At 72.4% G+C, this 25,864-nt stretch carries 26 protein-coding genes; 11 read left to right on the top strand and 15 right to left on the bottom strand.

What is annotated here, in order from left to right; all coding sequences use genetic code 11:
* Window positions 1-38: 38 nt before the first annotated feature.
* Window positions 39-863 carry an MBL fold metallo-hydrolase gene (locus tag ACWFR1_RS08210; protein WP_453547892.1) on the bottom strand — a complete coding sequence of 275 codons (825 nt, stop codon included), beginning with the start codon at window positions 861-863 and terminating at the stop codon, window positions 39-41.
* A 195-nt stretch (window positions 864-1,058) separates the two neighbouring features.
* Between ACWFR1_RS08210 and ACWFR1_RS08215 the strand changes: the two genes are divergently transcribed.
* The gene (locus tag ACWFR1_RS08215) at window positions 1,059-2,567 is read left to right on the top strand and encodes an ABC transporter permease (protein WP_453547894.1); all 1,509 of its coding nucleotides are present in this window, start codon (window positions 1,059-1,061) and stop codon (window positions 2,565-2,567) included.
* A 34-nt stretch (window positions 2,568-2,601) separates the two neighbouring features.
* A complete protein-coding gene (locus ACWFR1_RS08220) occupies window positions 2,602-3,288 on the top strand; it encodes an ABC transporter ATP-binding protein (RefSeq protein WP_453547897.1) in 687 nt (228 codons plus the stop codon).
* A 50-nt stretch (window positions 3,289-3,338) separates the two neighbouring features.
* Here the strand turns inward: ACWFR1_RS08220 and ACWFR1_RS08225 are convergent, their stop codons facing one another.
* Entirely contained in the window at window positions 3,339-4,448 is a 1,110-nt protein-coding gene (locus ACWFR1_RS08225) for a M23 family metallopeptidase (RefSeq protein WP_453547899.1), read from the bottom strand.
* Between the two features lie 8 nt (window positions 4,449-4,456).
* Entirely contained in the window at window positions 4,457-5,683 is a 1,227-nt protein-coding gene (locus ACWFR1_RS08230; RefSeq protein WP_453547902.1) for an SPFH domain-containing protein, read from the bottom strand.
* Window positions 5,684-5,858: 175 nt separating this feature from the next.
* Between ACWFR1_RS08230 and ACWFR1_RS08235 the strand changes: the two genes are divergently transcribed.
* Both ACWFR1_RS08235 and ACWFR1_RS08240 read left to right on the top strand, forming a co-directional pair.
* A complete protein-coding gene (locus ACWFR1_RS08235) occupies window positions 5,859-6,341 on the top strand; it encodes a hypothetical protein (RefSeq protein ID WP_453547904.1) in 483 nt (160 codons plus the stop codon).
* A gap of 63 nt (window positions 6,342-6,404) precedes the next feature.
* Window positions 6,405-7,433, top strand: coding sequence for a S66 family peptidase (locus ACWFR1_RS08240; RefSeq protein ID WP_453547907.1), 1,029 nt, complete (start codon window positions 6,405-6,407; stop codon window positions 7,431-7,433).
* A gap of 67 nt (window positions 7,434-7,500) precedes the next feature.
* Here the strand turns inward: ACWFR1_RS08240 and ACWFR1_RS08245 are convergent, their stop codons facing one another.
* The 3 genes from ACWFR1_RS08245 to ACWFR1_RS08255 form a co-directional block, all read right to left on the bottom strand.
* On the bottom strand, window positions 7,501-7,923 hold the full coding sequence (locus tag ACWFR1_RS08245) for a DUF350 domain-containing protein (RefSeq protein ID WP_453547909.1): 423 nt from the start codon (window positions 7,921-7,923) through the stop codon (window positions 7,501-7,503).
* 146 nt (window positions 7,924-8,069) lie between these two features.
* Window positions 8,070-8,672: an HdeD family acid-resistance protein gene (locus ACWFR1_RS08250; protein WP_453547912.1), complete on the bottom strand. Its 603-nt coding sequence runs from the start codon at window positions 8,670-8,672 to the stop codon at window positions 8,070-8,072.
* Between the two features lie 80 nt (window positions 8,673-8,752).
* Window positions 8,753-10,129 carry a M20/M25/M40 family metallo-hydrolase gene (locus ACWFR1_RS08255; RefSeq protein WP_453547915.1) on the bottom strand — a complete coding sequence of 459 codons (1,377 nt, stop codon included), beginning with the start codon at window positions 10,127-10,129 and terminating at the stop codon, window positions 8,753-8,755.
* 177 nt (window positions 10,130-10,306) lie between these two features.
* Here ACWFR1_RS08255 and ACWFR1_RS08260 point away from each other — a divergent pair, with 177 nt between their 5' ends.
* The 3 genes from ACWFR1_RS08260 (at window position 10,307) to ACWFR1_RS08270 (ending at window position 12,365) form a co-directional block, all read left to right on the top strand.
* Complete coding sequence (locus tag ACWFR1_RS08260; protein WP_453547917.1) at window positions 10,307-10,837, top strand: DoxX family membrane protein; 531 nt, start codon at window positions 10,307-10,309, stop codon at window positions 10,835-10,837.
* A 125-nt stretch (window positions 10,838-10,962) separates the two neighbouring features.
* The gene (gene opcA, locus ACWFR1_RS08265; protein ID WP_453547919.1) at window positions 10,963-11,874 is read left to right on the top strand and encodes a glucose-6-phosphate dehydrogenase assembly protein OpcA; all 912 of its coding nucleotides are present in this window, start codon (window positions 10,963-10,965) and stop codon (window positions 11,872-11,874) included.
* Between the two features lie 59 nt (window positions 11,875-11,933).
* Entirely contained in the window at window positions 11,934-12,365 is a 432-nt protein-coding gene (locus tag ACWFR1_RS08270) for a cytochrome P450 (RefSeq protein ID WP_453547921.1), read from the top strand.
* Between the two features lie 125 nt (window positions 12,366-12,490).
* On the opposite strand, the gene ACWFR1_RS08275 is transcribed toward ACWFR1_RS08270, so the two are convergent.
* A complete protein-coding gene (locus tag ACWFR1_RS08275; RefSeq protein WP_453547923.1) occupies window positions 12,491-13,321 on the bottom strand; it encodes an aldo/keto reductase in 831 nt (276 codons plus the stop codon).
* A gap of 92 nt (window positions 13,322-13,413) precedes the next feature.
* On the bottom strand, window positions 13,414-14,634 hold the full coding sequence (locus ACWFR1_RS08280; RefSeq protein ID WP_453547925.1) for an MFS transporter: 1,221 nt from the start codon (window positions 14,632-14,634) through the stop codon (window positions 13,414-13,416).
* Window positions 14,635-15,324: 690 nt separating this feature from the next.
* On the opposite strand from ACWFR1_RS08280, the gene ACWFR1_RS08285 reads away from it, so the two are divergent.
* The 3 genes from ACWFR1_RS08285 (at window position 15,325) to ACWFR1_RS08295 (ending at window position 17,180) form a co-directional block, all read left to right on the top strand.
* On the top strand, window positions 15,325-15,564 hold the full coding sequence (locus ACWFR1_RS08285; RefSeq protein ID WP_453547927.1) for a hypothetical protein: 240 nt from the start codon (window positions 15,325-15,327) through the stop codon (window positions 15,562-15,564).
* Between the two features lies 1 nt (window position 15,565).
* A complete protein-coding gene (locus ACWFR1_RS08290; protein ID WP_453547929.1) occupies window positions 15,566-16,132 on the top strand; it encodes a hypothetical protein in 567 nt (188 codons plus the stop codon).
* 94 nt (window positions 16,133-16,226) lie between these two features.
* Window positions 16,227-17,180 (top strand): endonuclease/exonuclease/phosphatase family protein, encoded by a 954-nt coding sequence (locus tag ACWFR1_RS08295; RefSeq protein WP_453547949.1) that lies wholly within the window; start codon window positions 16,227-16,229, stop codon window positions 17,178-17,180.
* Between the two features lie 97 nt (window positions 17,181-17,277).
* Here the strand turns inward: ACWFR1_RS08295 and ACWFR1_RS08300 are convergent, their stop codons facing one another.
* The 3 genes from ACWFR1_RS08300 to ACWFR1_RS08310 form a co-directional block, all read right to left on the bottom strand.
* A complete protein-coding gene (locus ACWFR1_RS08300) occupies window positions 17,278-18,507 on the bottom strand; it encodes an FUSC family protein (RefSeq protein ID WP_453547932.1) in 1,230 nt (409 codons plus the stop codon).
* 406 nt (window positions 18,508-18,913) lie between these two features.
* A complete protein-coding gene (locus tag ACWFR1_RS08305; protein WP_453547935.1) occupies window positions 18,914-21,079 on the bottom strand; it encodes a SpoIIE family protein phosphatase in 2,166 nt (721 codons plus the stop codon).
* Between the two features lie 50 nt (window positions 21,080-21,129).
* Window positions 21,130-22,101, bottom strand: coding sequence for an acetylxylan esterase (locus tag ACWFR1_RS08310; RefSeq protein WP_453547937.1), 972 nt, complete (start codon window positions 22,099-22,101; stop codon window positions 21,130-21,132).
* Between the two features lie 251 nt (window positions 22,102-22,352).
* Here ACWFR1_RS08310 and ACWFR1_RS08315 point away from each other — a divergent pair, with 251 nt between their 5' ends.
* Complete coding sequence (locus tag ACWFR1_RS08315) at window positions 22,353-22,634, top strand: hypothetical protein (RefSeq protein WP_453547940.1); 282 nt, start codon at window positions 22,353-22,355, stop codon at window positions 22,632-22,634.
* 18 nt (window positions 22,635-22,652) lie between these two features.
* On the opposite strand, the gene ACWFR1_RS08320 is transcribed toward ACWFR1_RS08315, so the two are convergent.
* From ACWFR1_RS08320 to ACWFR1_RS08335, 4 genes are all read right to left on the bottom strand, one after another.
* On the bottom strand, window positions 22,653-23,066 hold the full coding sequence (locus ACWFR1_RS08320; protein WP_453547942.1) for an STAS domain-containing protein: 414 nt from the start codon (window positions 23,064-23,066) through the stop codon (window positions 22,653-22,655).
* A gap of 91 nt (window positions 23,067-23,157) precedes the next feature.
* The gene (locus ACWFR1_RS08325; RefSeq protein ID WP_453547951.1) at window positions 23,158-24,819 is read right to left on the bottom strand and encodes a SulP family inorganic anion transporter; all 1,662 of its coding nucleotides are present in this window, start codon (window positions 24,817-24,819) and stop codon (window positions 23,158-23,160) included.
* 56 nt (window positions 24,820-24,875) lie between these two features.
* Window positions 24,876-25,217, bottom strand: coding sequence for an ArsR/SmtB family transcription factor (locus ACWFR1_RS08330; protein ID WP_453547953.1), 342 nt, complete (start codon window positions 25,215-25,217; stop codon window positions 24,876-24,878).
* Between the two features lie 150 nt (window positions 25,218-25,367).
* The gene (locus ACWFR1_RS08335; protein WP_453547944.1) at window positions 25,368-25,727 is read right to left on the bottom strand and encodes a zinc ribbon domain-containing protein YjdM; all 360 of its coding nucleotides are present in this window, start codon (window positions 25,725-25,727) and stop codon (window positions 25,368-25,370) included.
* Window positions 25,728-25,864: the final 137 nt, after the last annotated feature.

The following is a 25,864-nucleotide window of genomic DNA, read 5'->3' on the forward strand; positions in this document are numbered from 1 at the left end:
CCCCGGGGCCTGTCCGGCGGATCGGGGCCGGACAGGCCCTAAGGAGCGTGTGGTTCGACGAACGGGCGGGTCAGGTGGGCCGTCGCCAGGACCGCGCCGCGTTCGGCGGCCCGCGCGAGGAGCTTCTCGCGGGAGGCCCGGGCCGTGGCCGGGTCGCGTTCGTGGGCGTACGCGACCGACGGGTTCGCGAGCTGGACGGCGTGGACGAGGAGGTCGCCGGTGACCAGGACGTCCCGGCCGCCCCGGCCGTCGGGGTCCTCGACGAGGACCGACTGATGGCCCGGCGTGTGCCCCGGCGTGGGCAGCAGGGTGAGACCGGGGCGGAGCCGGTGCGTGCCCTCGATCTCGGACAACTGCCCGGTGGCCCGCAGTGGTTCCACGACCCAGGACCACACCGGGTCGTCCCGGTCGAGCGCGGCGGTCTCCGCGCCCTGGACGACGTACCGCGCCTGGGGGAAGAAGGGCTGCCCCGCGGCGTCGGAGGCCCAGCCCGTGTGGTCCTCGTGCAGATGCGTCAGGACCACGGTGCGGACGTCCTCCCGGTCGATCCCGGCCTCCGCGAGCAGGTCCGGCAGCCGGCCGGGCACGGGACACCAGGGCGCCCCAGGACCCTCGGCGGGGCCGACGCCGGCGTCGATCAGGGTCCAGCCCGTACTGCCAGGGCCGGCGACGGCGAAGCAGCGGAAGTCCAGCCGCCACGCCCCGTCGGGACCGACGGCCCCCGGGTCCAGGGCGGCCGCCGCCGCCCAGTCGGCCGCACCCGCTCCGGGAAACGCCTCCCGGGCCGGCTTGAAGAACAACCCCGTGGCGTCGAGCAGGGCCGTCACCGGTCCCCGTCGCGCCGTTCCCCCGCTGTCGGACATGACGCCGACTCTGCCACCACGAGACGCCGCCCGCCCAGGAGACGGCCGATTCCCGCTGTCCCTGGGGCGCCGCCCGGCTCGTAGACGGCCGATTCCCGCCGTCCCCCTGGGCGGGCGCGACCGAGGTGACGCGCTCTCATGCCGCTCTCACGCGGGCCTTATCCCACCATCACACGCCGCCCCTACCGTCACGCCATGTTCTTCACCTACCTCCGGCGCGAGCTGCGCCGCCGCAGAAAGGCGGCGCTCGTCGTCGCCTCCGGGCTCGCGCTCGGCATCGCGCTGGTCATCGTCGTCAACTCCGTCTCCTCCGGCATGAAGGTCGCCCAGGGCAAGGTGCTCGAGTCCTTGTACGGGCTCGGTACGGACCTGACGGTGACCAAGGCCCAGGAGCGGCCCCAGGAGGGCGGACAGCCGCAGCGGCCCCGGTTCGAGTTCCAGGGCGAGGAGGACGGCGAGAAGGAACAGAGCAGTGACCGGCTGATGGTCCAGGGCTTCCAGACCCTCGCCGACTCCACCGTCGCCACGGTCGCGAAGCAGCAGGGCGTCGACCGGGCCGTCGGCGGTCTGAGCCTCGTCAACCTCAAGATCGACGGCGAGTTCACCCGCGGCCGGATCCAGCGCGGGCAGGCCCAGCCCGCCCAGCCGGGCGAGGGCACCGGCGGCGCGGCGGGCGGCTCCGGCGCCACGGGCGGCGGCCCCGGCCCCGGCGACACGGTCACCGGCGGCGGCGCGGCCTTCGACGTCAACTCCTTCACGCTCTACGGCACCGACGTCACCGCCCCCGACCTCGGCCCCCTCACCACCTCCACCGTCTCCACGGGCCGCACCTTCAAGACCACCGAGACCGACGCCGAGGTCGTCGTCCTCGACAGCGCCTACGCTCAGCAGGAGGGCCTCGCGGTCGGCGGGAAGCTGACGGTCAAGGGTGTGACGTTCGAGATCATCGGGATCGCGACCGCCGACAGCGGCCAGTCCGCCGCCCAGGTCTACCTGCCCCTGAAGCAGGCGCAGTCGCTGTCCGCCTCCACCGGGAAGATCACCACGATCTATGTGAAGGCCACCGACTCGACGAAGATCGAGACGGTCAGGACCGCCATCCAGAAGAACGTCTCCGGCACCACCGTCACCACCTCGGCCGACCTCGCCCAGACGGTCTCCGGCTCCCTCGACACCGCCGCGAACCTCGCCTCCACCATGGGCAAGTGGCTCTCGTACGCGGTGCTCCTCGCCGCCGTCCTCGTCGCCGGCCTGCTCACCTCCTCGGCGGTCGGCCGCCGCGTCCGCGAGTTCGGCACGCTCAAGGCGCTCGGCTGGACGAGCGGCCGCGTCACCCGCCAGGTCGTCGGCGAGGCCCTCGTCAACGGCGTCGTCGGCGGCGCCCTCGGCATCGCGGTCGGCCTCGCCGGCGCGTACGCCGTGACTGCCGTCAGCCCGAACCTCACCGCCGAACTCGGCGCGAGCGTCGGCGGATTCGGCGGCAGGGGTGGCGGCATGGTCTTCGGCGGCGGCCCCGGCGGCCCCGGCGGAGCCCGTACGGCCGTCGGCAAGACCGTCGACATCGCCCTGACGGCCCCGGTCGGCGTCACCACCGTCGGCCTCGCCGTGCTCCTCGCCCTCGGCGGCGGTCTCGTCGCGGGCGCCTTCGGCGCCTGGCGCGCCTCGCGCCTGCGCCCCGCCGACGCGCTGCGCCGCGTCGAGTAGCCCGTACCGCACCACCTCACACAGGAGTCGCACCATGTACGAACTCATCGGCGTCACCAAGCAGTACCGGCGCGGCCGGACCAGAGTCGACGCCCTCGCCGGGGTCGACCTCGCCATCGGTCAGGGGGACCGACTGGTCATCCAGGGCCCCACGGGCGGCGGCAAGTCGACCCTGCTCCAGATGCTCGGCGGCCTCGACCGCCCCACCTCCGGCAGCGTCCTCCTCGACGGGACCGACCTCGCGAAGCTCTCCGAGAGCCGCCTCACGGCCGTACGCGGCCAGAACATCGGCTTCGTCTTCCAGAGCTTCAACCTCATCCCCACCCTCACCGCCCTGGAGAACGTCGAGACCGCCCTCGTCCCGCTCGGCGTCAAGACCGCCGACCGCCGGAACAGGGCGGCCGAGGCGCTGGACTCGGTCGGGCTCGGCGAGCGCCTCGGGCACCTGCCGTCCGAGCTCTCCGGCGGCCAGCAGCAGCGCGTGGCCATCGCCCGCGCGCTGGTGAAGCGACCGAAGGTGCTGCTCGCCGACGAGCCCACCGGCAATCTCGACGAGTCGATGCGCGACGAGATCGTGGACCTGCTCGAAGGGCTCTGCGAGGAGCACGGACTGACCTTCGTCATGGTCACCCACGACAGTGCCGTCGCGCGTCGCGCGCCCCGCCTGGCCACGATCCGCAAGGGCCGGATCACCGTGAAGGAGAACCGTCCGGTCGGCTGAGACGGGCACCACTCCACAGCAGCGGTGCCCGTCTCCTCTCTTCTCCTCCCCTACACGGGTACGCCGTGGCCGCGCAGATAGGCCAGCGGGTTGACGTCCGAGCCGAAGTACGGCGTGGTCCGCACCTCGAAGTGGAGGTGCGGGCCCGTCACCCGGCCCGACTTCCCCGACCGGGCGATCCGCTGACCGGCCGACACGCTCTGCCCGGGGGACACGTCGATCCGTGAGAGATGGGCGTACTGGGTGTAGCGGCCGTCGGGGTGACGGATCACCACCTCGTAGCCGTACGAGCGGTTGTACCCGGAGCTCACCACCCGGCCCGGACCGACCGAGCGGACCGTCGTCCCCGTCGGCACCGCGAAGTCCTGGCCCGTGTGATAGCCCTTCGACCACGAACCCCGCTGCCCGTAGTACCCCGTGAAGACGTACGAGGAGACCGGCGCCGTCCAGCTCCGCGAGGGGGGCGCGGTCGGGGCCGTCGGGCCGGTCGGCTTCGAGGGCTTCCCCGATGTGCCCGTCCGCTGCTCGTACTTCGCCCGGTGGCTGGTCCAGTACCAGTGGCCGCGGTACTTGTACCAGTAGACGCGGTCCTGGGCGTCCCAGCCCTGCCGCCCCCGGAAGACGGGCTCACCGGTGCGTCCGCCGCCGGACGAGACGGTGCTCGACGTGCCGGACGCCGACGAGCCGGTCCTCGACGTGCCGGACGCCGACGAGCCGGTGCCGGCGGTGCGCTGGACGTACGTGGAGTGGTGACTGGTCCAGCGCCACTCGCCCGCGGCGTTTCGGAACCAGTACTTCGAGCCGTCCCAGCCGGCGTGCGCGGGGGCGGGCTCGGCGAGGGCCGTGCCGCTGCCCGCAGCCACCAGGGCGACCGCGCCGACGGTCGCGACGACGGCGCGGCGCATGCCGTAAAGGGCGGCCGTACCGCCGCGCACGCCGCCCGTGCCCCGGTTCCTGGCGGCTTCGGCGCAGCCCGCGCAGGCGCAGTCGAGCGGTATCTCGTCGGTGAAGCCAGGTGCGTCGAGCTCCGGTGCGGTGAGCTCGGCGGCGTCGAGTCGCGGTGCGGTGAGGTCGGTCGCGTTGAGTTCGGGTGCGTTGAGTGAGGGTGCGCTGAATTCGGATCCGGTGCGTTCGGGTGCGGTGAATTCGGGGGTGTCCACGATCCTCGTCACTCCTGATTCTGGGGAACCGGCCCGCCACGCCGGGTGTAGAAGGCCACGGTCAAGTCCTTGACCAGGGCCTGGCGTTCGAAGTCGTCGAGTTCGACGAGTCCGCGTGTGGTCAGCCGCGTCACCGTGTCGTCCACGGCGTCGATGACACCGGTCAGGACGGAGTCCCGGTGCTTGGCGTCGAGCGCGGCGATCTGCCGCCGCTGCATCGCGGCGGCCACCTCGGGGGCGTACTCGATCCGGGTCGGCTGGGCGGAGAAGACCGCGATGCCGACCGGCTTGCACTCGGCCGCGAGCATGCGGGTGAGGGCGTCGCCGACGGCCTCGGCGTCCCGCAGGGTCGGCGCGTCGCCCCGGAAGGCGTCGGCGGGCAGCTGCGAGAGCACCCGCGCCGCGGCCGCCTCCACCTGCTCCCGCAGATAGGCGAGATGGTCGTCCACGGCGAACAGCGCGCGGGCCGTGTCCCGCACCGACCAGACCACCAGGACCACGACGCGCAGCGCCGAACCCTCGGCGTCGACGACGGCGAGGGGTTCGCTGCGCCAGTGGCGCAGCCTGACGTCGATCCGGCGGCGCAGGACGAAGGGGCTGACCCAGGCGAGGCCGGTGCGCCGCACCGTGCCGCGGTAGCGGCCGAAGAGCGAGAGCACCCAGGCGGAGCCCGCGCGGCCGCGGGTCAGGCCGCCGAAGGCGACGACGGTGACGACGGCGCAGCCGGCGAGCACGGCCCACTGCCAGGGCGGCAGTTGCCCGCCGGTCAGGGGGTGGCCCCGTCGGAGCGTCTCGGCCGCCCCGGCGAGCGCGGTCAGTCCGGCGAGCACGGCGAGCCAGCCGGGGACGGCGGGCCCGCGGCACTCGACGAGGTCGGGGTCGGAGGGCGGCGGGCGCCGGGAGGCGACGACCGCCGGGGCGGACCGCAGGGGCCGTGCCCTCGGCCCCGCCGCCGTCTCCGTGGTCGCCCCCGGGCCCGTCTTGGTGACCGGTGTCATCCGGCCGGTCCGGTCCGGGAGTTCGGCGAGTTCCGTAAGTTCCGCGAGGTCCGTGAGTTCGGTGAGGTCCGTGAGTTCGGTGAGTTCCGTCGGTTCTGCCGCCTCGGGCCGGTCGCTCGGCCTGGGCAGAGTGCCGGTCGGCCGCGCGGGATCCGACCGGAAGAGGTCGTCCATCGGTATGCCGTCGGGATGGCGACGCACTCGGACGGGCAGGGGCCGTTTCTGTGGCTCGGTCATGAGGCCCTTCCGGCCGTCCGGGAGATGACGGCACGTCGGATGATCTTCAAAGACCATCGTCACAGGGGTTAATGTCCGGAATGCCGCGACGAAAGTCCCGAATGTCCGGGACTTTGGTCCCTTGGCCAAGGCTTCCTGGCGGGCAGTTGTCAGTGGCGGCCCCTACGGTTTTCGTATGACGACGACGAGCGGTGGGGGAACGTTCGAGGCGGCCACGGGCGACGGCCCTCCGCTGCCCGTGGCCGGGACCGAGGCCGAGCAGCGTTCGCGGGAGGTGCGTGCGGCCCGGGACGGGCTGCTCCAGATCAGACGGCTGACGAACGGTCCGGGCGGTGACCCGAAGGCGGTGCCCGCCGACTGGGAGCGGGGGAGGCCGGTCCGCGCGGTGGCCCTGGCCCTGGAGTCCGGCGGGCTCGTCCCCTCGTCCGTGGACGCCTCGGGCGCTCGGGTCGCCACCGGCTACCGGGTCCGGGCGGGGGACCGGCCGGCGACCGCCGTGGTGGAGTGGCTGGGCCCGCCCGGAGCGGGCGCCGCGCAGGAGGAGGCGGAGGCGCTCGCCGCGTGCGTGGCCGCACTGGCAGCACTGGGCTGGGACGCGCTGCTCTACCGGGGGCCGCGAGGGCGCCGCTTCCTGGAGGTGGAGCCCATGACGCCGTAGGGGAGCCGGAGTTCACCGGAATTCGATGTCGCTCCGTCATGACGGCGTGTGAGGATCACGGGCATGCCGATTCGCTACCCGAACCCCCTGCGCCCCGGTGACCGTATAGGTGTCACCTCCCCTTCGAGTGGCGTACCGAAGGACATGAGGGCGCGCCTCGATGTCGCGATCCGCGATGTGGAGACCCGCGGGTACGAGGTGGTGGTCGGCGACTGCATGGACGGCGCGGGGCACGTCAGCGCCCCCGCCGCCGAGCGCGCGAGGGAGCTGATGGCGATGCTCACGGACCCCGGCATCCGGGCCGTCGTGCCGCCGTGGGGCGGCGAGACCGCGATCGACCTGCTCCCCCTGCTCGACTGGGACCGGCTGCGGGCCGCCGAGCCCACCTGGCTCGTCGGGTACTCCGACATGGTGACCGTCATGACGCCGCTGACCCTCCTCACGGGGACGGCGACCGTGCACGGGAACAACCTCATGGACACGCCCTACCGCACACCCCACGGGCTGCTGCCCTGGCTCGAGATCGTCACGTCCGCACAGGGGCAGCGGTTCACGCAGGTCTCGCCGAACCGCTACCGCGCCGCGGGCTGGGACGACTACCGCGTCGATCCCGAGGTACGCGAGTTCACGCTCGACGCGCCCGGCAGGTGGACCAGGCTGGACGGCGACGGGGACGTCGACGTCGAGGGCCGCCTGATCGGGGGCTGCATCGAGACGCTGTGCAATCTCACGGGAACGCCCTACCTGGACCTCTCGCGCTTCGCGCGGGCCGAGTCCCCCGAGGGGCTCCTCGTCCACGTCGAGGCGGGAGGCGACGACGCCTTCGCCATCTGCAGGTACCTGCACGGGATGCGTCTGGCGGGCTTCTTCGACGCGGCGAACGCGGTCCTCGTCGGCCGCACCTCGGCACCCGGCCACGACTCGCTCAGCCAGCACGAGGCCGTCCTCGACGCGCTCGCTCCGCTGAACGTGCCGATCATCGCCGATGTCGAGTGCGGGCACGTCCCGCCCCACCTGTCGATCGTCAACGGAGCCCGTGGCCGCGTCGTCCACACGGCGGAGCGCAGCGAACTGACCCAGACGCTGGACTGACTCGGACGTCGCCGGACACGCGGAGAGGACGCGGCCCGACGGGCCGCGTCCTCTCCGTGCGGGGTCGTCAGGCGATCGACGCGGAGACGATCGCCGAGACCGCGATGTTGCAGGACGCCGTCACCCACACCGCCGGGTGCGGCTCCGGGTCGACGAGCGTGGCGCCGAGCCGGCCCGGCGTGACCAGGTCCACGACGAGGAAGGCGACCGCCATCATCACGAGGCCGAGCAGGCCGAACGCGGCGGTGGAGGCGAGCCCCTTGCCGAAGTTGTCGTACGTGGTCCAGATCGAGGTGAAGACGATGCCGCCGATGCCGAGCAGCGCGGAGCTCAGCAGGATCGCGGCGTTGCGGTTGCGCTCTTCCCAGATCTGCCGGCCGAGCTTCCCCGGCGTCAGCAGATCCACGAGCACGATGCCGAGGATCAGCAGGACCACGCCGAGGGCGCCGTAGGCGCCGGCACGGCCGAGGCCGTTGACGATGTCGCTCATGGGATGCCGACTCCGGAAGGTTGCGATCGCGGGGGATCGGTGGTCAAGGACCGGCAAAATGTAGCGCACAGGTCAACTGCGCCCGCCGCCCACCCGGGACATCGGGCGAACGGCGGGCGGGACTCGGGGATCGGCGGGGCCTTCCGTCAGGCCCCCTGCGGCAGGTTCTTGGCGCGCGAGCGGATCATGAAGGCCGTGACGAGCTCGGCCACGCCGACCGCGAGCAGCCAGACACCGACGAGGACGGTGAGGACCGTCGCCGACTCCAGCGGCGACACGATGAGCACCACGCCGGCGACCGCGCTCACGATGCCGAGGAAGATCTGCCAGCCGCGCGCCGGCATCGCGGGGTCGGAGGCCGCGGCCACCGTCTGCGTGATGCCCCGGAAGAGCCAGCCGATGCCGATCCACAGTGCGAGCAACAGGGTCGACTGCATCGCGCCCCGGAAGCAGAACAGACCGAGGAGGATCGAGAGCGCTCCACTGATGAACGCCATGACCCGCAGCGCCGTGGTCGCGTGGGTGCCGAAGGCCGCGACCAGCTGCATCACACCGCTGAAGAGCAGATAGAGGCCGAAGAGAATACCGGCCACTCTCAGGGAGGCATCCGGCCAGGCGAGCACCATGATGCCCAGGATCATCGAGACGAGCCCGGCGACGAGCAGCGCCTGCCAGGCCGCTCCCGCCAGCGCGCCGAGCGGACCGGGCGGTACGTCGTGTCGCGCGGGTCCGTCATGAGTCTGTGTCATGGAACCATCGGTCCCTTTCCGTTCGGGTGCATCGGGTGCACCGGGTGCGTCCGATGCGCCGGGTTCACAGGGGGCATCGGTCAGTGCGCGGTCGCGTAGCCGCTGAGGAACAGCGCCTCGGCCAGCGCCATGTGCTCGATCTCCGAGGGGTCCACGCTCTCGTTGGGCGCGTGGATCAGGCAGCCGGGCTCCTCGACGCCGATGAGCGCGATCTCCGCGGCCGGGAACCGGTCGGCCAGCACGTTGCACAGCGGGATCGACCCGCCCTGCCCCGACTGGACCATCTCCTTCCCGTACGCCTCGCCCAGCGCCGAGGCGAGGGCCCGGTAGGCCGGGCCGTCGGTGCGCGCCCGGAAGGGCTGACCGGCGCTCTCCGCCTCCACCTCGACCCGGGCGCCCCAGGGCGCGGCCGAGGTCAGATGGTCGGTGAGCGCGCGGAGCGCGTCGTCCGCGTCGATGCCCGGCGGGACGCGGAGGCTGACCCGGGCCCGTACCTTCGCCTGGATCGCGGCCGACGAGCCCACGACCGGCGGGCAGTCGATGCCGAGGACGGTGACGGCCGGCCGGGCCCAGAGCTCGTCGGCGACCGAGCCCGTACCGATGAGGGACACACCGTCCAGGACGCCGACGTCGGTCCGGAACTGTGCGGCCGGATAGTCCACGCCGTCCCAGGAACCGTCGCCCGGGAGCCCCTTGACCGCGGTGTTGCCGTGCTCGTCGCGCAGGCTGTCGAGGATGCGTACCAGCGCGGCCAGCGCGTCGGGCGCGGGGCCGCCGAACATGCCGGAGTGCATCTCGCCCTTGAGCGTGGAGACGGTGACCACCACGTTGGTGAGCCCCCGGAGCGACGTGGTCGCGGTGGGCAGCCCCAGCGCGAAGTTGCCCGTGTCGCAGATCAGGAGGGCGTCGGCGTCGAAGAGGTCCGGCTGCAGCGGCACCAGCCGCTCCATGCCGCCCGTCCCCTGCTCCTCCGAACCCTCCGCCACGAACTTGATGTTCACGGGGAAGCCCGTGCCGTCCGGCCCGCCCAGCGCGCGCAGGGCCGTCAGGTGCATGGCGATGTTGCCCTTGCAGTCGGCTGCTCCCCGCCCGTACCAGCGGCCGTCGCGCTCGGTCAGCTCGAAGGGAGGCGTCTCCCAGGCGGCGTCGTCCAGCGGCGGCTGGACGTCGTAGTGGCAGTAGAGCAGCACCGTGGGCGCGCCCTCGGGGCCGGGCGCGTGACCGACCACCGCGTCCGTGCCGTCCGGCGTCGTCACCCGCCGCATGTCGCGGAGCCCGGCCTCGGTGAAGGCCCGGACGAGGAAGTCGGCGGCCTTCGCGCACTCCTCGGGCGGGAACTGCCGGGGGTCGGCGACGGAACGCATCGCGACCAGCTCGGTGAGGTCCTCCTTCGCCCGGGGCATGAGAGCCCGGACCTTCTCCCGCAGGGCGGCGGTCTCGGGGGACTCGGCGGTCATGCGTACCCACTCTCTTCGGGACGGCCACAGCCCCCTCACTAAAGCAACACGGAACAAATGCCGCAAAAGATGACTCCGATGGAGCAAGGGCCCTGATCCCGGGCGGCGCGGCCGGGGGAGGGGGCCGAGAGTGGACGGCGTACGAGTCCGCCTCCCCGCACGTTACGGAGACCTCCCATGGCCCAGCTCAACCGACGCGACCTCGGGCTGCTCGTGCTGCGGGTCGGCACCGGCGCCGTACTCGCCGCGCACGGCACGCAGAAGCTCTTCGGCTGGTTCGGCGGCGGTGGCATCGAGGGCACCGCCCGGGGCATGGAGGCGATGGGCTTCTCGCCTGGCCGGGAGAGCGCGATCGCCGCCGGGCTCGGCGAGGCGGGCGGCGGCGTCCTCCTCGCCCTCGGTCTCGCCACCCCGGCGGCCGGTGCCGCCGCGGCCGGCGCCATGGCGGGGGCCGTCGCGGTCCACGCCCCGGCCGGCTTCTTCGCTCAGGCCGGCGGGTACGAGTACCCGGCCTTCCTCGGCTTCACCGCCGCCGCGATCGGTGTCGCGGGCGCGGGACGGTACTCCCTGGACCACGCCACCGGCCATGTCCTCGACCGGCCGTGGGTGGTGGCGACCGCCTTCATCGGCACCGCGCTCGCGGCCGCCGCCGTCGTCGGCCGCCGCAACCAGGATCAGGGGTCTCCGGCCGGCGACGAAACCGGCTGACGGCGGACCGCGCGCCGGTTGACCGTGAACGGGGCTGACCGCGAACGGGCCGACCGCGCACCGGCGGACGCCGCACCCGTCGAGGAGGGTTAGGCTCGCCGCAGAGGAAGGGACGGGCGCCGCGCATGAAGATCGATCTGACGGACACCAACTCCAGCAAGATCAACAAAGCGATCCTGGAGGGCCGCCGGGCCGTCGGCACGCCTGCCGTCGGCGTCGTGCTCACCCTGCTCGTCGTCACGGACGAGGAGAACGCCTACGACGCGGTCAGGGCCGCCAACGAGGCCTCCCGGGAGCACCCCTCCCGCATCCTCGTCGTCATCAAGCGCCATGCCCGCTCGCCCCGCGAGCGGCACGAGACCCGGCTCGACGCCGAAGTCAGGCTCGGCTCCGACGCCGGTTCGGGCGAGACGGTCCTGCTCCGTCTCCACGGCGAACTCGGCGCCCGCGCCGACTCCGTGGTCCTGCCCCTGCTCCTGCCGGACGCTCCGGTCGTCGTCTGGTGGCCCGTGGACGCCCCCGAGGTCCCCTCCCGGGACCCGCTGGGCGCGCTCGCGCAGCGCCGTATCACCGACATGTACGCGGTCGAGGACCCGCTCGCCGCCCTGGAGGCGCGGGCCGCTTCCTACGCCCCCGGCGACACGGACCTCGCCTGGACCCGCCTCACCCCGTGGCGCTCGATGCTGGCCGCCGCGCTCGACCAGGCCCGGGCGACCGTGACCTCCGCCGCCGTCGAGAGCGAGGCGGAGAACCCCAGCGCCGAACTGCTCGCCCGCTGGTTCGAGGTCCGGCTCGGCGTCCCCGTCGACCGGGTCGTCACCGAAGGCCCGGTCGTCACGGCCGTCCGCATGGGGACGCCTGACGGGGAGATCCGCATCGACCGGCCCGAGGGCCCGGTGGCCCGCCTGGCCATCCCCGGCCAGCCCAGCCGGGTCCTCGCCCTCAAGGTCCGGACGACGGCCGAGCTGATCGCCGAGGAACTGCGCCGCCTCGACCCCGACGACGCCTACGCGGCCGCCCTGCGCGGCCGCGCGTGACCCTGCGGAAGTGACCCCTCGGCAACGCCGCGGCCGCGCTCCTCACCACCCCCGGCGCGATGGCCGCCTTCCCGGCGACCCCGGCCTCCGCCGTGGACGAACTCATCCGGTACGACGCACCCGTCCAGGCGGACGCCCGGGTCTGCGTCGCCGACACCGAACTGGGTGGCGTCACCATACGGGCGGGTGATCCGGTCACGCTCTTCCTGGGCGCGGCCAACCACGACCCGCTCCGCTTCGACCACCCCGCAGAGCTGCGACTCGACCGCGCCCCGAACCCGCACCTCGGGTTCGGACGCGGAGCCCATGCCTGTCTGGGCGCGTCCATGGCGATCCGGCTCGCCGGATCGGTCCTCGGGGCCCTGGCCAGGGACTACCCGGACGCACGGGGAGTCGCGGAACCGGACCACCGGCGCAATCTGACCCTCCGCGGTCTCGACCGCTTCGAGGTCACTCTGCGCCCGAGAGCGGGGGAGGGGGTACGACCATGAAGTACTGGCACTGACACCAGTGAGTGTGGCGCCCGTCCGGGAGGCGCGCGCCACGCCTCGTGCACCGCGGTGCACGACCTGAAGCCCGAGCCTGCTTTACGGCTCGGGCTTCAGCCCTGTCCGGATCAGTCGAGGGTGTCGGGATCCGGCCCCGTGCGCAGCCCGCGGTCGAGGCGCTCGATCGACCGCATCTCGTCGTCGGCCAGGACGAATCCGGGGTCGAAGACGTCGATGTTCGCGCGGATGCGCTCCGGAGTCACGGACTTGGGGATGACGACGTTCCCGAGCTGAAGGTGCCAGCGCAGGACCACCTGGGCGGGGGACTTCCCGTGCCGGGCGGCGATCGCGGCGATCACGGGATCGGCGAGCACAGCACCCTGGGCGAGCGGACTCCACGCCTCGGTGGCGATCGAGTGGACGGCGTGCAGCTCACGCAACTCCCGCTGCTGGAGAGCCGGGTGGAGCTCGATCTGGTTGACGGCCGGGACCAGGGCGCTGCTGTCCAGGAGCCGACGAAGGTGCGCGGGCCGGAAGTTGGAGACCCCGGCGGTGCGGACCCGCCCGTCGGCGACGAGCGTCTCGATGGCCTTCCAGGTGTCGACGTACAGATCACGGGCCGGGGCGGGCCAGTGGATCAGGTACAGGTCGACATGGTCGAGGCCGAGCCTCGCGAGACTGTCGTCGAAGGCCCGCAGGGTGGAGTCGTACCCCTGGTCGGCGTTCCACACCTTGGTGGTGACGAAGAGCTCGCCGCGGGGGATCCCGGAGGCGGCGAGCGCACGGCCGACGCCGGCCTCGTTGCCGTAGATCGCGGCGGTGTCGACGGACCGGTATCCCGCGTCGAGGGCGTGGGTGACGGCGGCGGTGGTCGCGTCGTCGGGCACCTGGAAGACGCCGAAACCGAGCTGGGGGATCTCCGTGCCGTTGTTGAGCGCGACGGCGGGGACGTGGGACATGGGGTACTGCCTTCTCTGCGGTGGGCGAGGCGCGCGAGCGCGCGGAGGAGGATCGGCAGGAGACGCCGGCCGGCGAACCTGCCGCCGAGGGGTCAGCGGTGTACGGGGATACGGGCAACGACCTCGGTCTCGGCCCCCGTGTCGGTGTCGGTGGCCCCGGTGCGAGCGAAGGCGCGGCGGTCCAGTGCGGCGGACCAGAAGGCGAGGCCGAGGGCGGCGGCGGCGAGGACGGCGCCGACCCAGCTGGGGGCGGTGTAGCCGAGGCCGGCGGCGATGACGACGCCGCCGAGCCAGGCGGCGAGGGCGTTGCCGAGGTTGAAGGCGCCGATGTTGACGGCGGAGGCCAGGGTCGGTGCGCCGTGGGCCTGGTCGAGGACGCGCTTCTGCAGCGGCGGCACGGTGGCGAAGCCGAGTGCCCCGACGAGGAGGATGGTGATCGCGGCGAGGACCTTGTCGTGGGCGGTCAGGGTGAACAGCGCGAGGACGACGGCCAGCCCGCCGAGGGCGGCGTACAGCAGGGGCATCAGAGCGCGGTCGGCGTACCGGCCGCCGATCAGGTTTCCGAGGAACATGCCGACGCCGAAGAGGACGAGCAGCCAGGTGACCGCGCCGGTGGAGTAGCCGGCGACCTCGGTCATCATCGGTGCGATGTAGGTGATCGCGGCGAAGACCCCGCCGAAGCCGAGGACGGTCATCGCCATCGCGAGCAGCACCTGCGGGTTACGGAACGCCCTGAGCTCCCGGCCTAGCCGGGCTCCTTCGGGGCGGGGCATGGCGGGGACGAGCCTGGCGATGCCGAGCAGCCCGACCACGCCGAGCGCGGCGACGACGGCGAAGGTGGTGCGCCAGCCGACCGCCTGCCCGATGAAGGTGCCGAGCGGCACACCGACGATGTTGGCGACGGTCAGCCCGGTGAACATGGTGGCGATGGCCCCGGCCTTCCTGTCCGGGGCGACGAGGCCGGCGGCGACGACGGACCCGATGCCGAAGAACGAGCCGTGGGCGAGCGAGGCGACCACGCGGCCGGTCAGCATCAACCCGAAGCTCGGGGCGAGGGCGGAGACCAGGTTGCCGAGCACGAACAGCCCCATGAGCGCCATGAGCATCCGCTTGCGGCTCACCTTGTTGCCGAGAACGGTCAGCAGCGGCGCGCCGACGACGACGCCGAGCGCGTAGCCGGTGACGAGCAGGCCGGCGGTGGGGATGGAGACGCCGTAGTCGGTGGCGATCTCGGGCAGCAGCCCCATGACCACGAACTCGGTCGTGCCGACGCCGAAGGCCCCGACTGCCAGAGCGAGGAGTGCGAGCGGCATGGCTCAGTCCTTCCGCGTTTGCTTGAGTGAGCTTCTTACGTGCTGCAACAATAATTGCAGACGCGCTATAAGTGCAAACGCGGATAGCAAGCCGCAGTCGAGCATGTCGGGCATCCCCAAGATGTCGCGCTACGAGGCTGCGCCGCCACGCGGAAGGCTGAGCAGTAGAAGCCGCACAGTCGGGTGCTCGGCGTTCCAGCCCCGGCGGTGGGCGCCCAGGCTCGAGGACACGCGAGCTGTGAGAGGAGGTCGTGCGCCACGCGAGCCGGCATGAGGTTCGCTTGTTGAGCCCGGGAAAACCGTTGGACCCGCTGATGGGGGCGCCTCGTAGGGTGCGGACGCAGAGATGCGGTCAGCGGAGGCCGGCTCCGTGGGCGGGTGCGTCGTGGGAGCCATTCCCACCGTCGGCACGGTCTGCGTCGCCAGCGCGGCCGGCGTGGTCGCCGGCGCCGGGCTCATCACGGCGGGCGCGTTCGTCTCCGTGCACGGTGCCATGGGCCTCGGCGACAGCATCGCCCGCATGGAGAGCACCGGCGGCGGCGGTGGTGGTGGCGGGGCTCTTCCTCGAGCGGCGGCGTCACCATCACCGATGGGGTCAAGAGTTACATCGACAGCAAGCACACCGTCGGCGGCCCGGACAGGAGTCCGGACGGCACGGCGTGGACCATCGACTGGGACGCTCGCACCCGTGTGATCGATGATGTCCTCCAGCAGGACCCGACCGGCGTGCCCAACACCCAGAACAGGACGGGCACGATCCACCGTGCGGAGATCGGTGATGAACTGCTCGACGAGCTGGGTATCGACCGCGTCGGTGTCGCAGGTCAGCGGCAGGGCGAGTACGACATCTACGATGTCGAGGTCGTCCTCAATCCGGACGGCACGCTGCGTGACGCCTACCCCCACAATCCCAACCTTTTCGGGAACTAGCATGGATGCAAACGGCAACAGCGGCGAAGGCCGCGGAGACGTCGCCTTCACCTGGGTACCGGTGGGCGACGGCGGGGAAGCAGCCAAGATCCTCGCCCGCGGAGTGCTCGGCGATCTGGTGAACCTGCCGGAATGGCAGATCAGGGAGCGAAGCTTCTTCGGGGACATCTCGCTCGAGATCGCCGGAGTCGAGTTCCACTACCGGAACGTTCCGGTCTTCGACTTCCTCTTCTCCTGGAGGTATTCGCTGGACGCCCTGGCGCTGGACGGCACGGCCGAGATGGAACTGGCCGAGCGGGCCGGTCCGACCCGGCTCGCACTGTCCGGTCCGGACGTGTCGCTGCGACACCTCTCCACCGGGGCGTCCGCCTCGTGCGGCTACCTGGAACTGCTCAGGGCGGTCCTCCGTTTCGGCAGAGACGTACTGGAGGACCTGACCCGCGCGCATCCGGACCTGCTGGTCAACGACACCGTGGAACAGCTCTACCGCGACCTCGGAATGCGGGGCCTCGGCCAGGAGCAGTTCGCGCGTCACAGTGCGGCGATGGCCAAGCGCCATCAACGCTGACAGTAGGTGAGTGAAGGGGGCCCTGTTCCCGCCGATTCCGGCGAGAGCAGGGCCCCACCCAGTGTGATGGCAACGTCACGGTAATGTCGTGAGCGTGCGTGGAGGGGATGCGAGGGGCCCGTCGGTCTGGACGCGGGGGCCGGTGACTGCCGCATGCGCTGTGCTGACGGCCGGGCTGTTGGCGTTCCACCGGGCGGTGCCCAACTCCGCGGGTCGCCTGGGCAGTCTGCTGGAGACGTTCCTGCCTTGGCTCGGTCTGGCCGTCGTGGCCTTGTTCGGCCTGGCGCTGCTGCGCCGTTCGGCCACCGCGCTGGTGGCCCTGCTGCTGCCGACGGCGGCCTGGACGTATCTCTTCGGCGGCTTGCTCCAGCCTGGCGGGGAGCCCGGCGCGCACGACCTGGTGGTGGTCCAGCACAACGTCAGCGACGAGAACCCGGACCCCGCGGGTACGGCCCTTGCCCTGGCCGACGCCGAGCCCGATCTCATCGCGCTGCAGGAGCTGGTGCCGGCGGCGCTGCCGGTCTACGAGAAGACACTCGCCCCGGCCTACCCGTACCACGCGGTCCGGGGCACCGTCGGGCTGTGGTCGAAGCACCCGCTGACCGGTGTCCGGGCGCTGGACGTCAAACCGCAGGGGATCTCCGGCCCCTGGAGTCGCGGGCTGCGGGCCGTGGTCCACACGCCACGTGGGGAGATCGCGACGTACGTCGCGCACCTGCCATCGGTCCGCGTCCGGGCAAGCGGCCTCGCGTCTTCCTGGCGTGACGAGAGCGCCGGTCTGCTGGGCAAGGCCGTCGCGGCCGAGGACGTGGCAGCGGTGATCCTGTTGGGCGACCTCAACGGCACGGTCGACGACCGCGGGCTGGCCCCGCTGACATCGCAGCTGAACGTCGCGGAGCGGGGCTTCGCCTTCAGCTTCCCCGCTGCCTTCCCGCTGGCCCGGATCGACCAGGTCATGGCCCGCTCAGCCACCGTCGGCCTGCTCCGCACCCTGCCCGCCACCGGCAGCGACCATCTGCCGGTCGCCGGCAGCGTCACACTGCGCTGAACTCCGGCAGCGTCACACTGCGCTGAACTCCGGCAGCGTCACACTGTACGGAGCTCCGGCAGCGTCACACCTCGCTGAGGAGCCGCGCTGTGAGCGGTCATCCGTCGGCGCGGGCGCGCCGGCGCGTGTTCCACCGGTCGCGGAGGGCGAGACGGCGTCTGCGGTCACTGCGCTCGCGGACCCGCCGATCCAGCTCCTCCATCAGGCGCTGGCCGCGGTGCTCGGGGTTCAGTTCGTCGAGGATCCGGTCGACCTCCGTGAGCAGTGCCCCGTACAGCTGCCAGCGGCCGGCATCGGCGAGGGCGAGGGCGAGGAGCCGGTCGGCGGCGTGGTCCCTGCAGGCCCTGGCCGCCCGCAGCTCGCCCGCGAGCCGTGTCTCCGCGGCCTCGGCGTCCTCGCTGCCCGGCGCGGTGACCAGGACGGCGTAGCTGACCAGTGCGTCGGCGGTGTACTGGGCGGTCTCGCGGACGGCCAGGGCGGCCCCCTCGTCCAGCAGCTGATGCCCGGCACGGTGTTTCGCCAGGTCGGTGAGGGTGCGGGCGAGGACTCGCAGGACGACGGCGCAGATTTCCAGGGTGTCGAGGCCGGTACGCAACACCACCCGGTGCAGGAGGCCCTCCTTGATGCGGGGGTTGAACCGCAGGCTGTCCTCGGCGGTGCGCAGGGCCCCGTCGACGTCGGCGACGTCGTTGTCGAGGCGGCGGGCCTCGTGGAGCCGGGTGGCGGCCTTCTCGACGGCGGGCGCGCCGGTGAACTCGTCCGCCACGTCGAGGAGCAGCAGCCGCATCCGTCGGGCGAGGTCCTCGATGGAGTCGCCGGCGGTGTCGACCCAGACCGGCGGCGCCAGAAGCAGGTTGAAGAGCATGCCGACGACGGCGCCGATGAGGGTCTCCAGGACGCGGTCCCAGGCGGTGTCGGAGACCTGGGTGACGCCGAGGACGAGCATGGCGCTGATGGCGACCTCGGGGATGAACTCCTCGACCCTCACGACCCGGCCGACGAGCAGCGAGGCGAGGATCACGAGGGCGAGACTCCACCAGGAGAGGCCGACGACGGCGCTGAACGCGATGGCGATGAGGACGCCGACGACGACCGAGTTCACTCGGCGCAGGCTGGTGGTCACGGTGGAGTAGAGCGTGACCTGGACGACGAGGAGGGCGGTGAGGGGTGCGGTGAGGGGAACCGGTTCGCTGCTGAGTCGGAGGGCGACGACGTAGCTGAGAGTGGCCGCCGCCGTGGACCGTACGGTCTGGACGGCGAAGGGGTCGCGCCGGAGGCGCGCGATCAGGCCTTCGCCCCGGTCATGCCGTCCTTTGCCGCGTGCCACGCCGCACCTCGTCCCGTCGCCACCCCGCAAGGGTCGTCTGGACGACCGCCTGCCCGGACGGCCCCGGTCTCATGCGCGGGTACACCCGGGCGGACGAGGGATCGTCCCCGCTTCGGGGTACACCGGTCGCCGTGGCCGTCCCGGCGGGCTTCAGCTGCCTGTGTCCTGATCAGGCGGGGGCGGCCGCGTGCGGCAGACGCGCCGCCCGCCCCTCGGCTTGACAGCTGTTCGCCAGGGCCAGGATTTTCCCGCTTGTACCGGCCGCCCATCGCCCTGCAAGCGGCTTTGAGATCGGCGGCCAGGGTCGAGGCGTCATTGAAGACGTGCTCCCCCTGCGCGTGCTCGACTCCGGCCGACGTGACCCCGGACTCCGGAGGAGTCCGCCGCCGCCTCCCCCCGCGGCCCGTCAAGCAGGCGGCGTCCGGTCCGTGGAAGACGCCGGGAGCGGTTGCTCCGCCCAGATCGTCTTGCCCCGGGCGCCGGGCCGGACGCCCCAGTGCTGGGTGAACTGGGCGACGAGGTAGAGGCCGCGGCCTCCCTCGTCGTCGTCCTGGGCGTGGCGCAGGTGCGGCGCCGCGCTGCTGGAGTCGGTGACGTCGCAGATCAGGACGTGGTCCCGGATCAACCGCAGGCCGATGGGCCCGGTCGAGTAGCGCACGGCGTTGGTCACCAGCTCGCTGGCGATCAGCTCGGTGGTGAAGTCCAGTTCCGCGAGTCCCCAGTCCTCCAGCCGGCGGCGAACCAGTTCGCGTGCCTCGGCGGCGCTTTCGGGGGCGTGCGGCAAGGTCCAGGAGGCCAGGCGGTCAGGACCCAGGACGCGGGTGCGGGCGAGGAGCAGCAGGACGTCGTCGGCGGGCGGCTCGGGGACCAGGGCTGAGACGAGGGCGTCGCACATGTCCGACAGGACGTGGTCGTACGCGGCCGGGTGCCCGAGGACGTGGTCGGCCGTCGGCCCGTCCAGCGGGAGGCCGCGGCTGTGGAGCGCGAGGACGCTGCCCTCGGGCAGCTCGGTCGTCGTCACCTCGTACGAGGGGATGCCCTGGCCCAGGGCCGGTCCGGCCGCCGCGTCCATCACCCGGGTGGTGCCGTCGGGGAGGGCCAGGACGGCGGACGGGTGCCCGGCCCGGGCCGCCGTGCAGTGCCGGGTGGCGGGGTCGTAGGTGAGGTAGAGGCAGCCGGCCGTGAGCGCCGGTCCTTCGGAGGCCTTGGTGGGAGGCCGCCCGTCGGGGCCGATGGCCGGCTCGTACCGCTCGTGGTGTTCCTGCTGCTCGTCGGCGAGGTCTCGGGTCAGATCGTGGAGACGTTCGAGGAGTTCGTCGGGCGGCAGGTCCATGGCGGAGAGCGCGCTGATCGCCGTGCGCAGGCGGCCCATCGTCGTCACCGCGCGCATGCCGTACCCCGCGACCTCGCCGACGACGAGCGCGACGCGGGCGCCCGACAGCGGGATGACGTCGAACCAGGTGCCGCCGGACGCGGCGGGCAGATAGCTGTGCGCGGTCTGCACCGCGCTGTGGGACGGCAGCCGTGTGGGCACCAGGCTGCGCTGGGTCAGCCTGGCTAGGGTCTGCTCACGGGTGAAGCGCCGGGCGTTGTCCACGCTCAGGGCGGTGCGGTCGGCCAGTTCGGAGGCCACCGCGAGGTCGGCTTCCATGAAGGGCTCCGAGTCGCCTGACCGGTAGAAGGCGGCCAGCCCGAGCACGACACCCCGGGCGGCGAGGGGGACGGCCATCAGCGAGTGGACGCCGCCCTTCCGTATGAGCGCAGCCCTGCCGGGATCGCGGGTCAGCCACGGATCGTCGCTCCGCAGCCGCCTGATCAGCCGCGGCCGCAGGTCGGCCAGGCTCTGGGCGTACGGCGTGGCCACCCGCATGACCCGGACGTCCCCGATCTCGTACGCGCCACCGGCGCCGTCGGTGGCGCCACGGAATCCGGCCCGGCGCACCACCACCGGGTCCGTCAGGGGACCGCCCGCCGGCGCGTCACCGTACAGGACGCGGTCCAGGACGTCGACGGCCACCGCGTCGGCGAGCTCGGGCACGGTCGCCTCCGCCAGCTCCTGCGCCGTACGGAAGACGTCCAGCGTGCTGCCGATCCGCGCGCCGGCCCGGCGGAGCAGGTCCAGACGCCGCTGGGCACGGTTGCGGTCCGTGACGTCGACGACCGTCACCACCACGCCCAGCGTCCTGCCGCCGCCGTCCTGGAGCCGGGACGCCGAGAGCGCGTACGACCGTGCGGATGTGGCATCCGCACCGGAGGGCACCCGCACCGGTACGGCTGTTCGGAACGGGAGATCGTGGACAGGATCACCGCTGACCAGCACGTGGCGCAGCGCCTCCGCGACCACGCCCGAGGCGAACCCGAGTTCCCGCCACGTCCGGCCGACCGCCTCCGCCGGGTCGACCCCGTGAACGCCGGACGCGGCGGTGTTGAAGCGGACGATCCGCAGATCGGGGTCGAGGACGTGCAGACCGACCGGCGAGCTGGTGAACAGGGCGCCCAGCAGGGCTGTGTCGAGGTCGTCGTCGGGGGTGCCGAGGTCATGGGGCTGGGTACGCCTGTTCGAGCCTTCCACGCTTAGATCGTAGTGACCATGACGCCGGTCCGCTCGCCAGACCGGTCGCGCTACTCGCGCAGCCGCCCGGGCAGCCAGCGGAGCTGGGCCGCCTGCTGGAAGGCGCCGCCGCCCTCGTGGTCGTTGAAGTCGTAGACCTCGATCTCCTTGTCCTCCACCGCGTACGCGTTGAAGGCCGCGAACACCGTCGACGGCGGGCACGTCTGGTCCTCGAGCGCCGTCGAGAACAGGGCCGGCGCGGTGGCACGGGCCGCGAAGTGGACCCCGTCGAAGTACGCCAGGGTGTCCCGCGCCCGCTGGACGCGGCCGCGGTGGGCCTTGAGGTAGTTGCCTATCTCGCGGTACGGCGTACGGTCCGTGACGGTCGTCGCGCGCGGGAAGTCGCAGAGGAACGGCACGTCCGGGGCCACGGCCACCAGGTCCCGCACCAGTCCCGCCACGGCCAGGGTGATGCCCCCGCCCTGGCTCCCCCCGGTCACCGCCGTGCGGCCCGCGTCCACGAGCGGGTGCGAGCGCGCCGCCTCGACGGCGCGGACCGCGTCCGCGAAGAGCCGCCGGTAGTAGTAGGTGGCCGGGTTCTCGATGCCCCGGGTCATGAAACCGGGGAAGGCCGGCGCGCTGCCGACCGGGTCGGGGGTGTCGCCGGTGGCCCAGCCGCTGCCCTGCCCCCGGGTGTCCATCACGAAGTGCGCGAACCCGGCGGAGGCCCAGAGCAGATGTGTGTGCGGCAGGCCGCGCCCGCCTCCGTACCCGAGGAACTCGACGACCACCGGCAGCGGTTCGGACGTGCCCGCCGGGAGGACGAACCAGCCTCTGACCGGCTGGCCGTCGAACCCGGCGAACGTCACGTCGTACGTCTCCACCGTCGCGAGCCCCGTCGCGACGGGATCGAACCGCGCGTCGAGCGCGTGGGCGCGCGTCTCGTCGAGGGTCTTCGCCCAGAAGGCGTCGAAGTCCGCCGGTTCCACGGACACGCTGCGGTAGGTGCGGAGTTGATCGAGGGGCAGGTCGAACTGACTCATGGGAACCGCCTGGTGGGTAAGGGTTCGCGTTCGAAATCTCGACCGGTCGCTCCGGTCCTCCCCACCCTAGTCGGCGACCCCCGCCGATTCATATACGTGAATCCCCGTGGTCGCTCCGGAAGGACGCCCCACCCGACACTCCACGCCGAGCGCGCCACGAGAACGTCCCAGGCCCCCTCCCCGTGGCATCCTCGGACGATGCCCCACCGCGTCCGGCTGCGGGCCCTCGTCGTCCTGCGCGGAGGGACACCATGCTCATCAGCCACACCGTTCGCCACGACGTCCTGCACGTGACGCTCCACCGCGACCTGGACGTCACCAACAGAGCCGCGGCCGCCCTCCAGATCCAGGCCCTGGTCCAGGCCCACCGGCCGGCCCGCGTGATCATCGCCCTCCCGGCCGCCGACCCCGCCCCCGCCACCCTCAGCGCCCTGGCCCGCGCGCACCGTATGTGCGGCAGCCTCGGCATCCCCCTCGCCCTGACCGGCGCGAGCACCCGCACGAGCCGCCTCCTGGACGTGAACACCGCCTAGGGGGGCGTCACTCGGCGGTCAGGTCCGACGTGCGGCGGTGCCGCTACGAGAGCCGGGCCAGTCGTCGCTGTACCATTCGCGCCGTTCGTCCCCGAGATGACGGTGGGTGGCGAGCGCGGTGGGCAGGTCGCAGTGCACGGGGATCTGGGGGTTGTCGCCGGTGGGGACGAGTGATCCGTCCGCGGGGATGGCGGCGAGTTCGAGCCCGCGCCCCTCGGTCGCCAGTTGCCGGGCCGCCGTCGCGACGGCCAGCTGTCCGCCGGCTGACCAGCCCCGGAGGCTGGTGAGGTCGAGGATGACCGGGCCCGTTCCCCGTGCCAGCACCCAGCCCACGGCACCGCTGAACCGCCCGACCGCGTCCGCCCCGAGGTACCCCGAGAGGGAGAGCACACTGAGGCCGGGGTGGGTGGTGTAACGCCATTCGATGGTCATCGTTGTTCTTGCCTTAGTCGTCGCAGGGGGAGGGTGATCCGCACGGCTCTGCCGCTGCCGTCCGCACGCGGGAGACGGGTCGGTTCGGTGGTCATCGGGCGCGTTCCTCGGCGCTCTCGCGGGATTGGCGCGCTGGTGTGACGGCCAGGACGCCGGTGCCTTGAAGGTGCGCGCGGGCGGCGGCGATCGCCTCCGGAGTCGTGGCGAAATCCCTTCCTTCGACACGCAACAGGCCGAGCGGCCCCACGGATTCGAGAGCCTGGCGCTGCCCCGGGCGAATTCCGGAAGCCATGACGGCGATGCCGCGCCGGTCGAGCTTCTCGACCGCGTCCTTGAGCACGAGGGCGCCGGTGGCGTCGATCGTGGTGACCCGGGACATCCTCAGGATCACCACGCGGACGTCCGCCACCTCGGTCAGCTCCAGGAGGAAGCGGTGGGCGGCGGCGAAGAAGAGGGGACCGTCGATCCGGTACGCCACGATGTGCTCGGCCAGCAGGGCGTGCTCCTCCTCGCTGTGCTCGCCCGGCAGGTCGGCCTTGAAGTCGACCTCGGCGAGACGGGCCTGCTTGGCCACGGCACGAAGGGCGAGGGCGCCGGCGACGACGAAGCCGATGATCACCGCGTACACGAGGTCCAGGGCGAGGGTGGCGACGGCTGTCAGGACCAGGACGACGGCGTCGGAGCGGGTGGCCTTCGCCATGGCCCGCAGCGAGCCGACCTCGACCATGCGGACGGCGGTGGCGAGCAGGACACCTGCGAGCGCCGCGAGGGGGATCCTCGACACGAGCGGGGCGGCGGCGAAGACGATGACGGCGAGGACCGCCGCGTGCGTCAGTGCGGCGAGCCGCGAGGACGCGCCGGTACGGACGTTGACCGCCGTACGGGCGATGGCGCCGGTCGCCGGGACGCCACCGAACAGGGGCGCCGCGAGGTTGGCGAGCCCCTGACCGAACAGCTCACGGTCCGGGTCGTGCTTCTGCCCCACGGTCATGCCGTCGGCGACCTGCGCCGAGAGCAGCGACTCCAGGGCGGCGAGGGCGGCGACCGCCACCGCCGGCGCGAGCAGGGAACCCAGTTGCGACAGGTCCACGAAGGCGAGGGAGGGGACGGGCAGCCCGGCCGGCAGATCGCCGATCGGTGCCGCCTCGTCGAGGTGGAACGCCTGGGCGACGACGGTCGCGGCGATCACCGCCACGATCGAGAAGGGGATCGCCGGCCGCCACCGGGCGCCGACCAGCATCACGGCGGCGACCCCCAGCGCGAGTGCGGCGGCCGTCCAGTTCGGAGCCCGGACGAACTCCGCGACGGCGCGCCACGTCACCTCCAGGACCCGTTCGCCCTCGGGCTGGGGAACGCCGAGGGCGCTCGGCACCTGCTGGAGCCCGATGACGAGCGCGATCCCGAGCGTGAAGCCCTCGACGACGGAGGCCGGGATGTACGCCATGTACCGGCCCGCCCTCGCCACGGCGAGGCCGACGACGATCAGCCCGGCGATCAGCCCGACCGTGAGCACACCGCTGGGGCCGTACTGCGCGACGATCGGGACGAGGACGACGGTCATGGCCCCGGTCGGCCCGGACACCTGCAGGTTCGAACCGCCGAAGAGGGCGGCGAGCGCCCCGGCCACGACCGCGGTCGCGAGGCCGGCCTCGGCGCCGAGGCCGGAGGAGACACCGAAGCCGAGCGCGAGCGGCAGCGCGACGATGGCGACGGTCAGCCCGGCCAGGAGGTCCCGGCGCGGGTTGCGGGCCATGGCGGTGAAGTCGGCGCGCACGGGCAGGAGGGACCGCAACCTCGTCAGCACCGTGGTCACCGGGGTGAGACCTCGGCCTCCCGTAGTTCCGCGAGGAGCTCGTTCTGCCCCGCCAGCATCTCGGTGAGGATGCGCCGCGCGGCCTGCATGAGGTCGGCCACGTCGCCGCCGGCGAGCCGGTAGACGACGGTCGCTCCGTCACGGGTCGACACCACGATTCCCGATCGTCGCAGGACCGCCAGTTGCTGGGAGAGCGAGGGCGGTTCCACTTCGATCGCCGCGAGGAGGTCCCGCACGGCCATCGGCCCCTCCTGCAGGAGCTCGAGGATGCGGATGCGGACCGGGTGCCCCAGCATCCGGAAGAACTCGGCCTTGGCCTGGTACAGCGGAACCGACACGCTCAAGCACTCTCCTCATCGCCTCGCACGTGCTAAGGCGCCAGTGGGCGCCGTGCCCGCGGCTACCGGCGGGCACGGCGAGAACAGCATGTATGAAATTGCAGAATTATGCAATTCGTAGGGATGGGTGATCGTGGCGAGGAAGCCCGGTCAGGCCTTCTTGACCACGCTGGACTTGAGCTGCATGGGCCCGAACCCGTCGACCTTGCAGTCGATGTCGTGCCCGTCGACGCCGTCCACGAGGCGGATGTTGCGCACCTTGGTGCCGGCCTTGATGCCCGACGGGCTGCCCTTGACCTTCAGCGTCTTGATGACCGTGACCGTGTCGCCGTCGGCCAGCACGTTGCCGACGGAGTCCTTGATCACGTTCTCGCTGCTGCTGCTGCTGCTGTCTGTGGCCTGGGTGGCGGCCGACCATTCATGGCCGCACTCCGGACAGACGAGGAGGGCGCCCATCTCGTAGGTGAAGGTGCCGGAGCACTCGGGGCACGGGGGGAGGTTCTCGTTCATCCGGCAATTTTACGTTCCGTGCCGGCCTCTCTCGCGCCACGGCAGGAGCGTTGGTTCCGTCTGTGATGAGGTGGTTCATTCGAAGCTGAGTACTTCGGAGGCGGGCCGTCGGGGTGTGGCTCGCCCCTGGGGACCGT

The organism is Streptomyces sp. NPDC055103 (genome assembly GCF_053607625.1).

Excerpts from the sequence above, each read along its gene's own strand:
- ACWFR1_RS08210 (WP_453547892.1), bottom strand. The coding sequence starts at position 863 with ATGTCCGACAGCGGGGGAACGGCGCGACGGGGACCGGTGACGGCCCTG.
- ACWFR1_RS08215 (WP_453547894.1), top strand. The coding sequence starts at position 1,059 with ATGTTCTTCACCTACCTCCGGCGCGAGCTGCGCCGCCGCAGAAAGGCG.
- ACWFR1_RS08220 (WP_453547897.1), top strand. The coding sequence starts at position 2,602 with ATGTACGAACTCATCGGCGTCACCAAGCAGTACCGGCGCGGCCGGACC.
- ACWFR1_RS08230 (WP_453547902.1), bottom strand. The coding sequence starts at position 5,683 with ATGACCGAGCCACAGAAACGGCCCCTGCCCGTCCGAGTGCGTCGCCAT.
- ACWFR1_RS08235 (WP_453547904.1), top strand. The coding sequence starts at position 5,859 with ATGACGACGACGAGCGGTGGGGGAACGTTCGAGGCGGCCACGGGCGAC.
- ACWFR1_RS08240 (WP_453547907.1), top strand. The coding sequence starts at position 6,405 with ATGCCGATTCGCTACCCGAACCCCCTGCGCCCCGGTGACCGTATAGGT.
- ACWFR1_RS08245 (WP_453547909.1), bottom strand. The coding sequence starts at position 7,923 with ATGAGCGACATCGTCAACGGCCTCGGCCGTGCCGGCGCCTACGGCGCC.
- ACWFR1_RS08250 (WP_453547912.1), bottom strand. The coding sequence starts at position 8,672 with ATGACACAGACTCATGACGGACCCGCGCGACACGACGTACCGCCCGGT.
- ACWFR1_RS08255 (WP_453547915.1), bottom strand. The coding sequence starts at position 10,129 with ATGACCGCCGAGTCCCCCGAGACCGCCGCCCTGCGGGAGAAGGTCCGG.
- ACWFR1_RS08260 (WP_453547917.1), top strand. The coding sequence starts at position 10,307 with ATGGCCCAGCTCAACCGACGCGACCTCGGGCTGCTCGTGCTGCGGGTC.
- opcA (WP_453547919.1), top strand. The coding sequence starts at position 10,963 with ATGAAGATCGATCTGACGGACACCAACTCCAGCAAGATCAACAAAGCG.
- ACWFR1_RS08270 (WP_453547921.1), top strand. The coding sequence starts at position 11,934 with ATGGCCGCCTTCCCGGCGACCCCGGCCTCCGCCGTGGACGAACTCATC.
- ACWFR1_RS08275 (WP_453547923.1), bottom strand. The coding sequence starts at position 13,321 with ATGTCCCACGTCCCCGCCGTCGCGCTCAACAACGGCACGGAGATCCCC.
- ACWFR1_RS08280 (WP_453547925.1), bottom strand. The coding sequence starts at position 14,634 with ATGCCGCTCGCACTCCTCGCTCTGGCAGTCGGGGCCTTCGGCGTCGGC.
- ACWFR1_RS08290 (WP_453547929.1), top strand. The coding sequence starts at position 15,566 with ATGGATGCAAACGGCAACAGCGGCGAAGGCCGCGGAGACGTCGCCTTC.
- ACWFR1_RS08310 (WP_453547937.1), bottom strand. The coding sequence starts at position 22,101 with ATGAGTCAGTTCGACCTGCCCCTCGATCAACTCCGCACCTACCGCAGC.
- ACWFR1_RS08315 (WP_453547940.1), top strand. The coding sequence starts at position 22,353 with ATGCTCATCAGCCACACCGTTCGCCACGACGTCCTGCACGTGACGCTC.
- ACWFR1_RS08320 (WP_453547942.1), bottom strand. The coding sequence starts at position 23,066 with ATGACCATCGAATGGCGTTACACCACCCACCCCGGCCTCAGTGTGCTC.
- ACWFR1_RS08325 (WP_453547951.1), bottom strand. The coding sequence starts at position 24,819 with ATGGCCCGCAACCCGCGCCGGGACCTCCTGGCCGGGCTGACCGTCGCC.
- ACWFR1_RS08335 (WP_453547944.1), bottom strand. The coding sequence starts at position 25,727 with ATGAACGAGAACCTCCCCCCGTGCCCCGAGTGCTCCGGCACCTTCACC.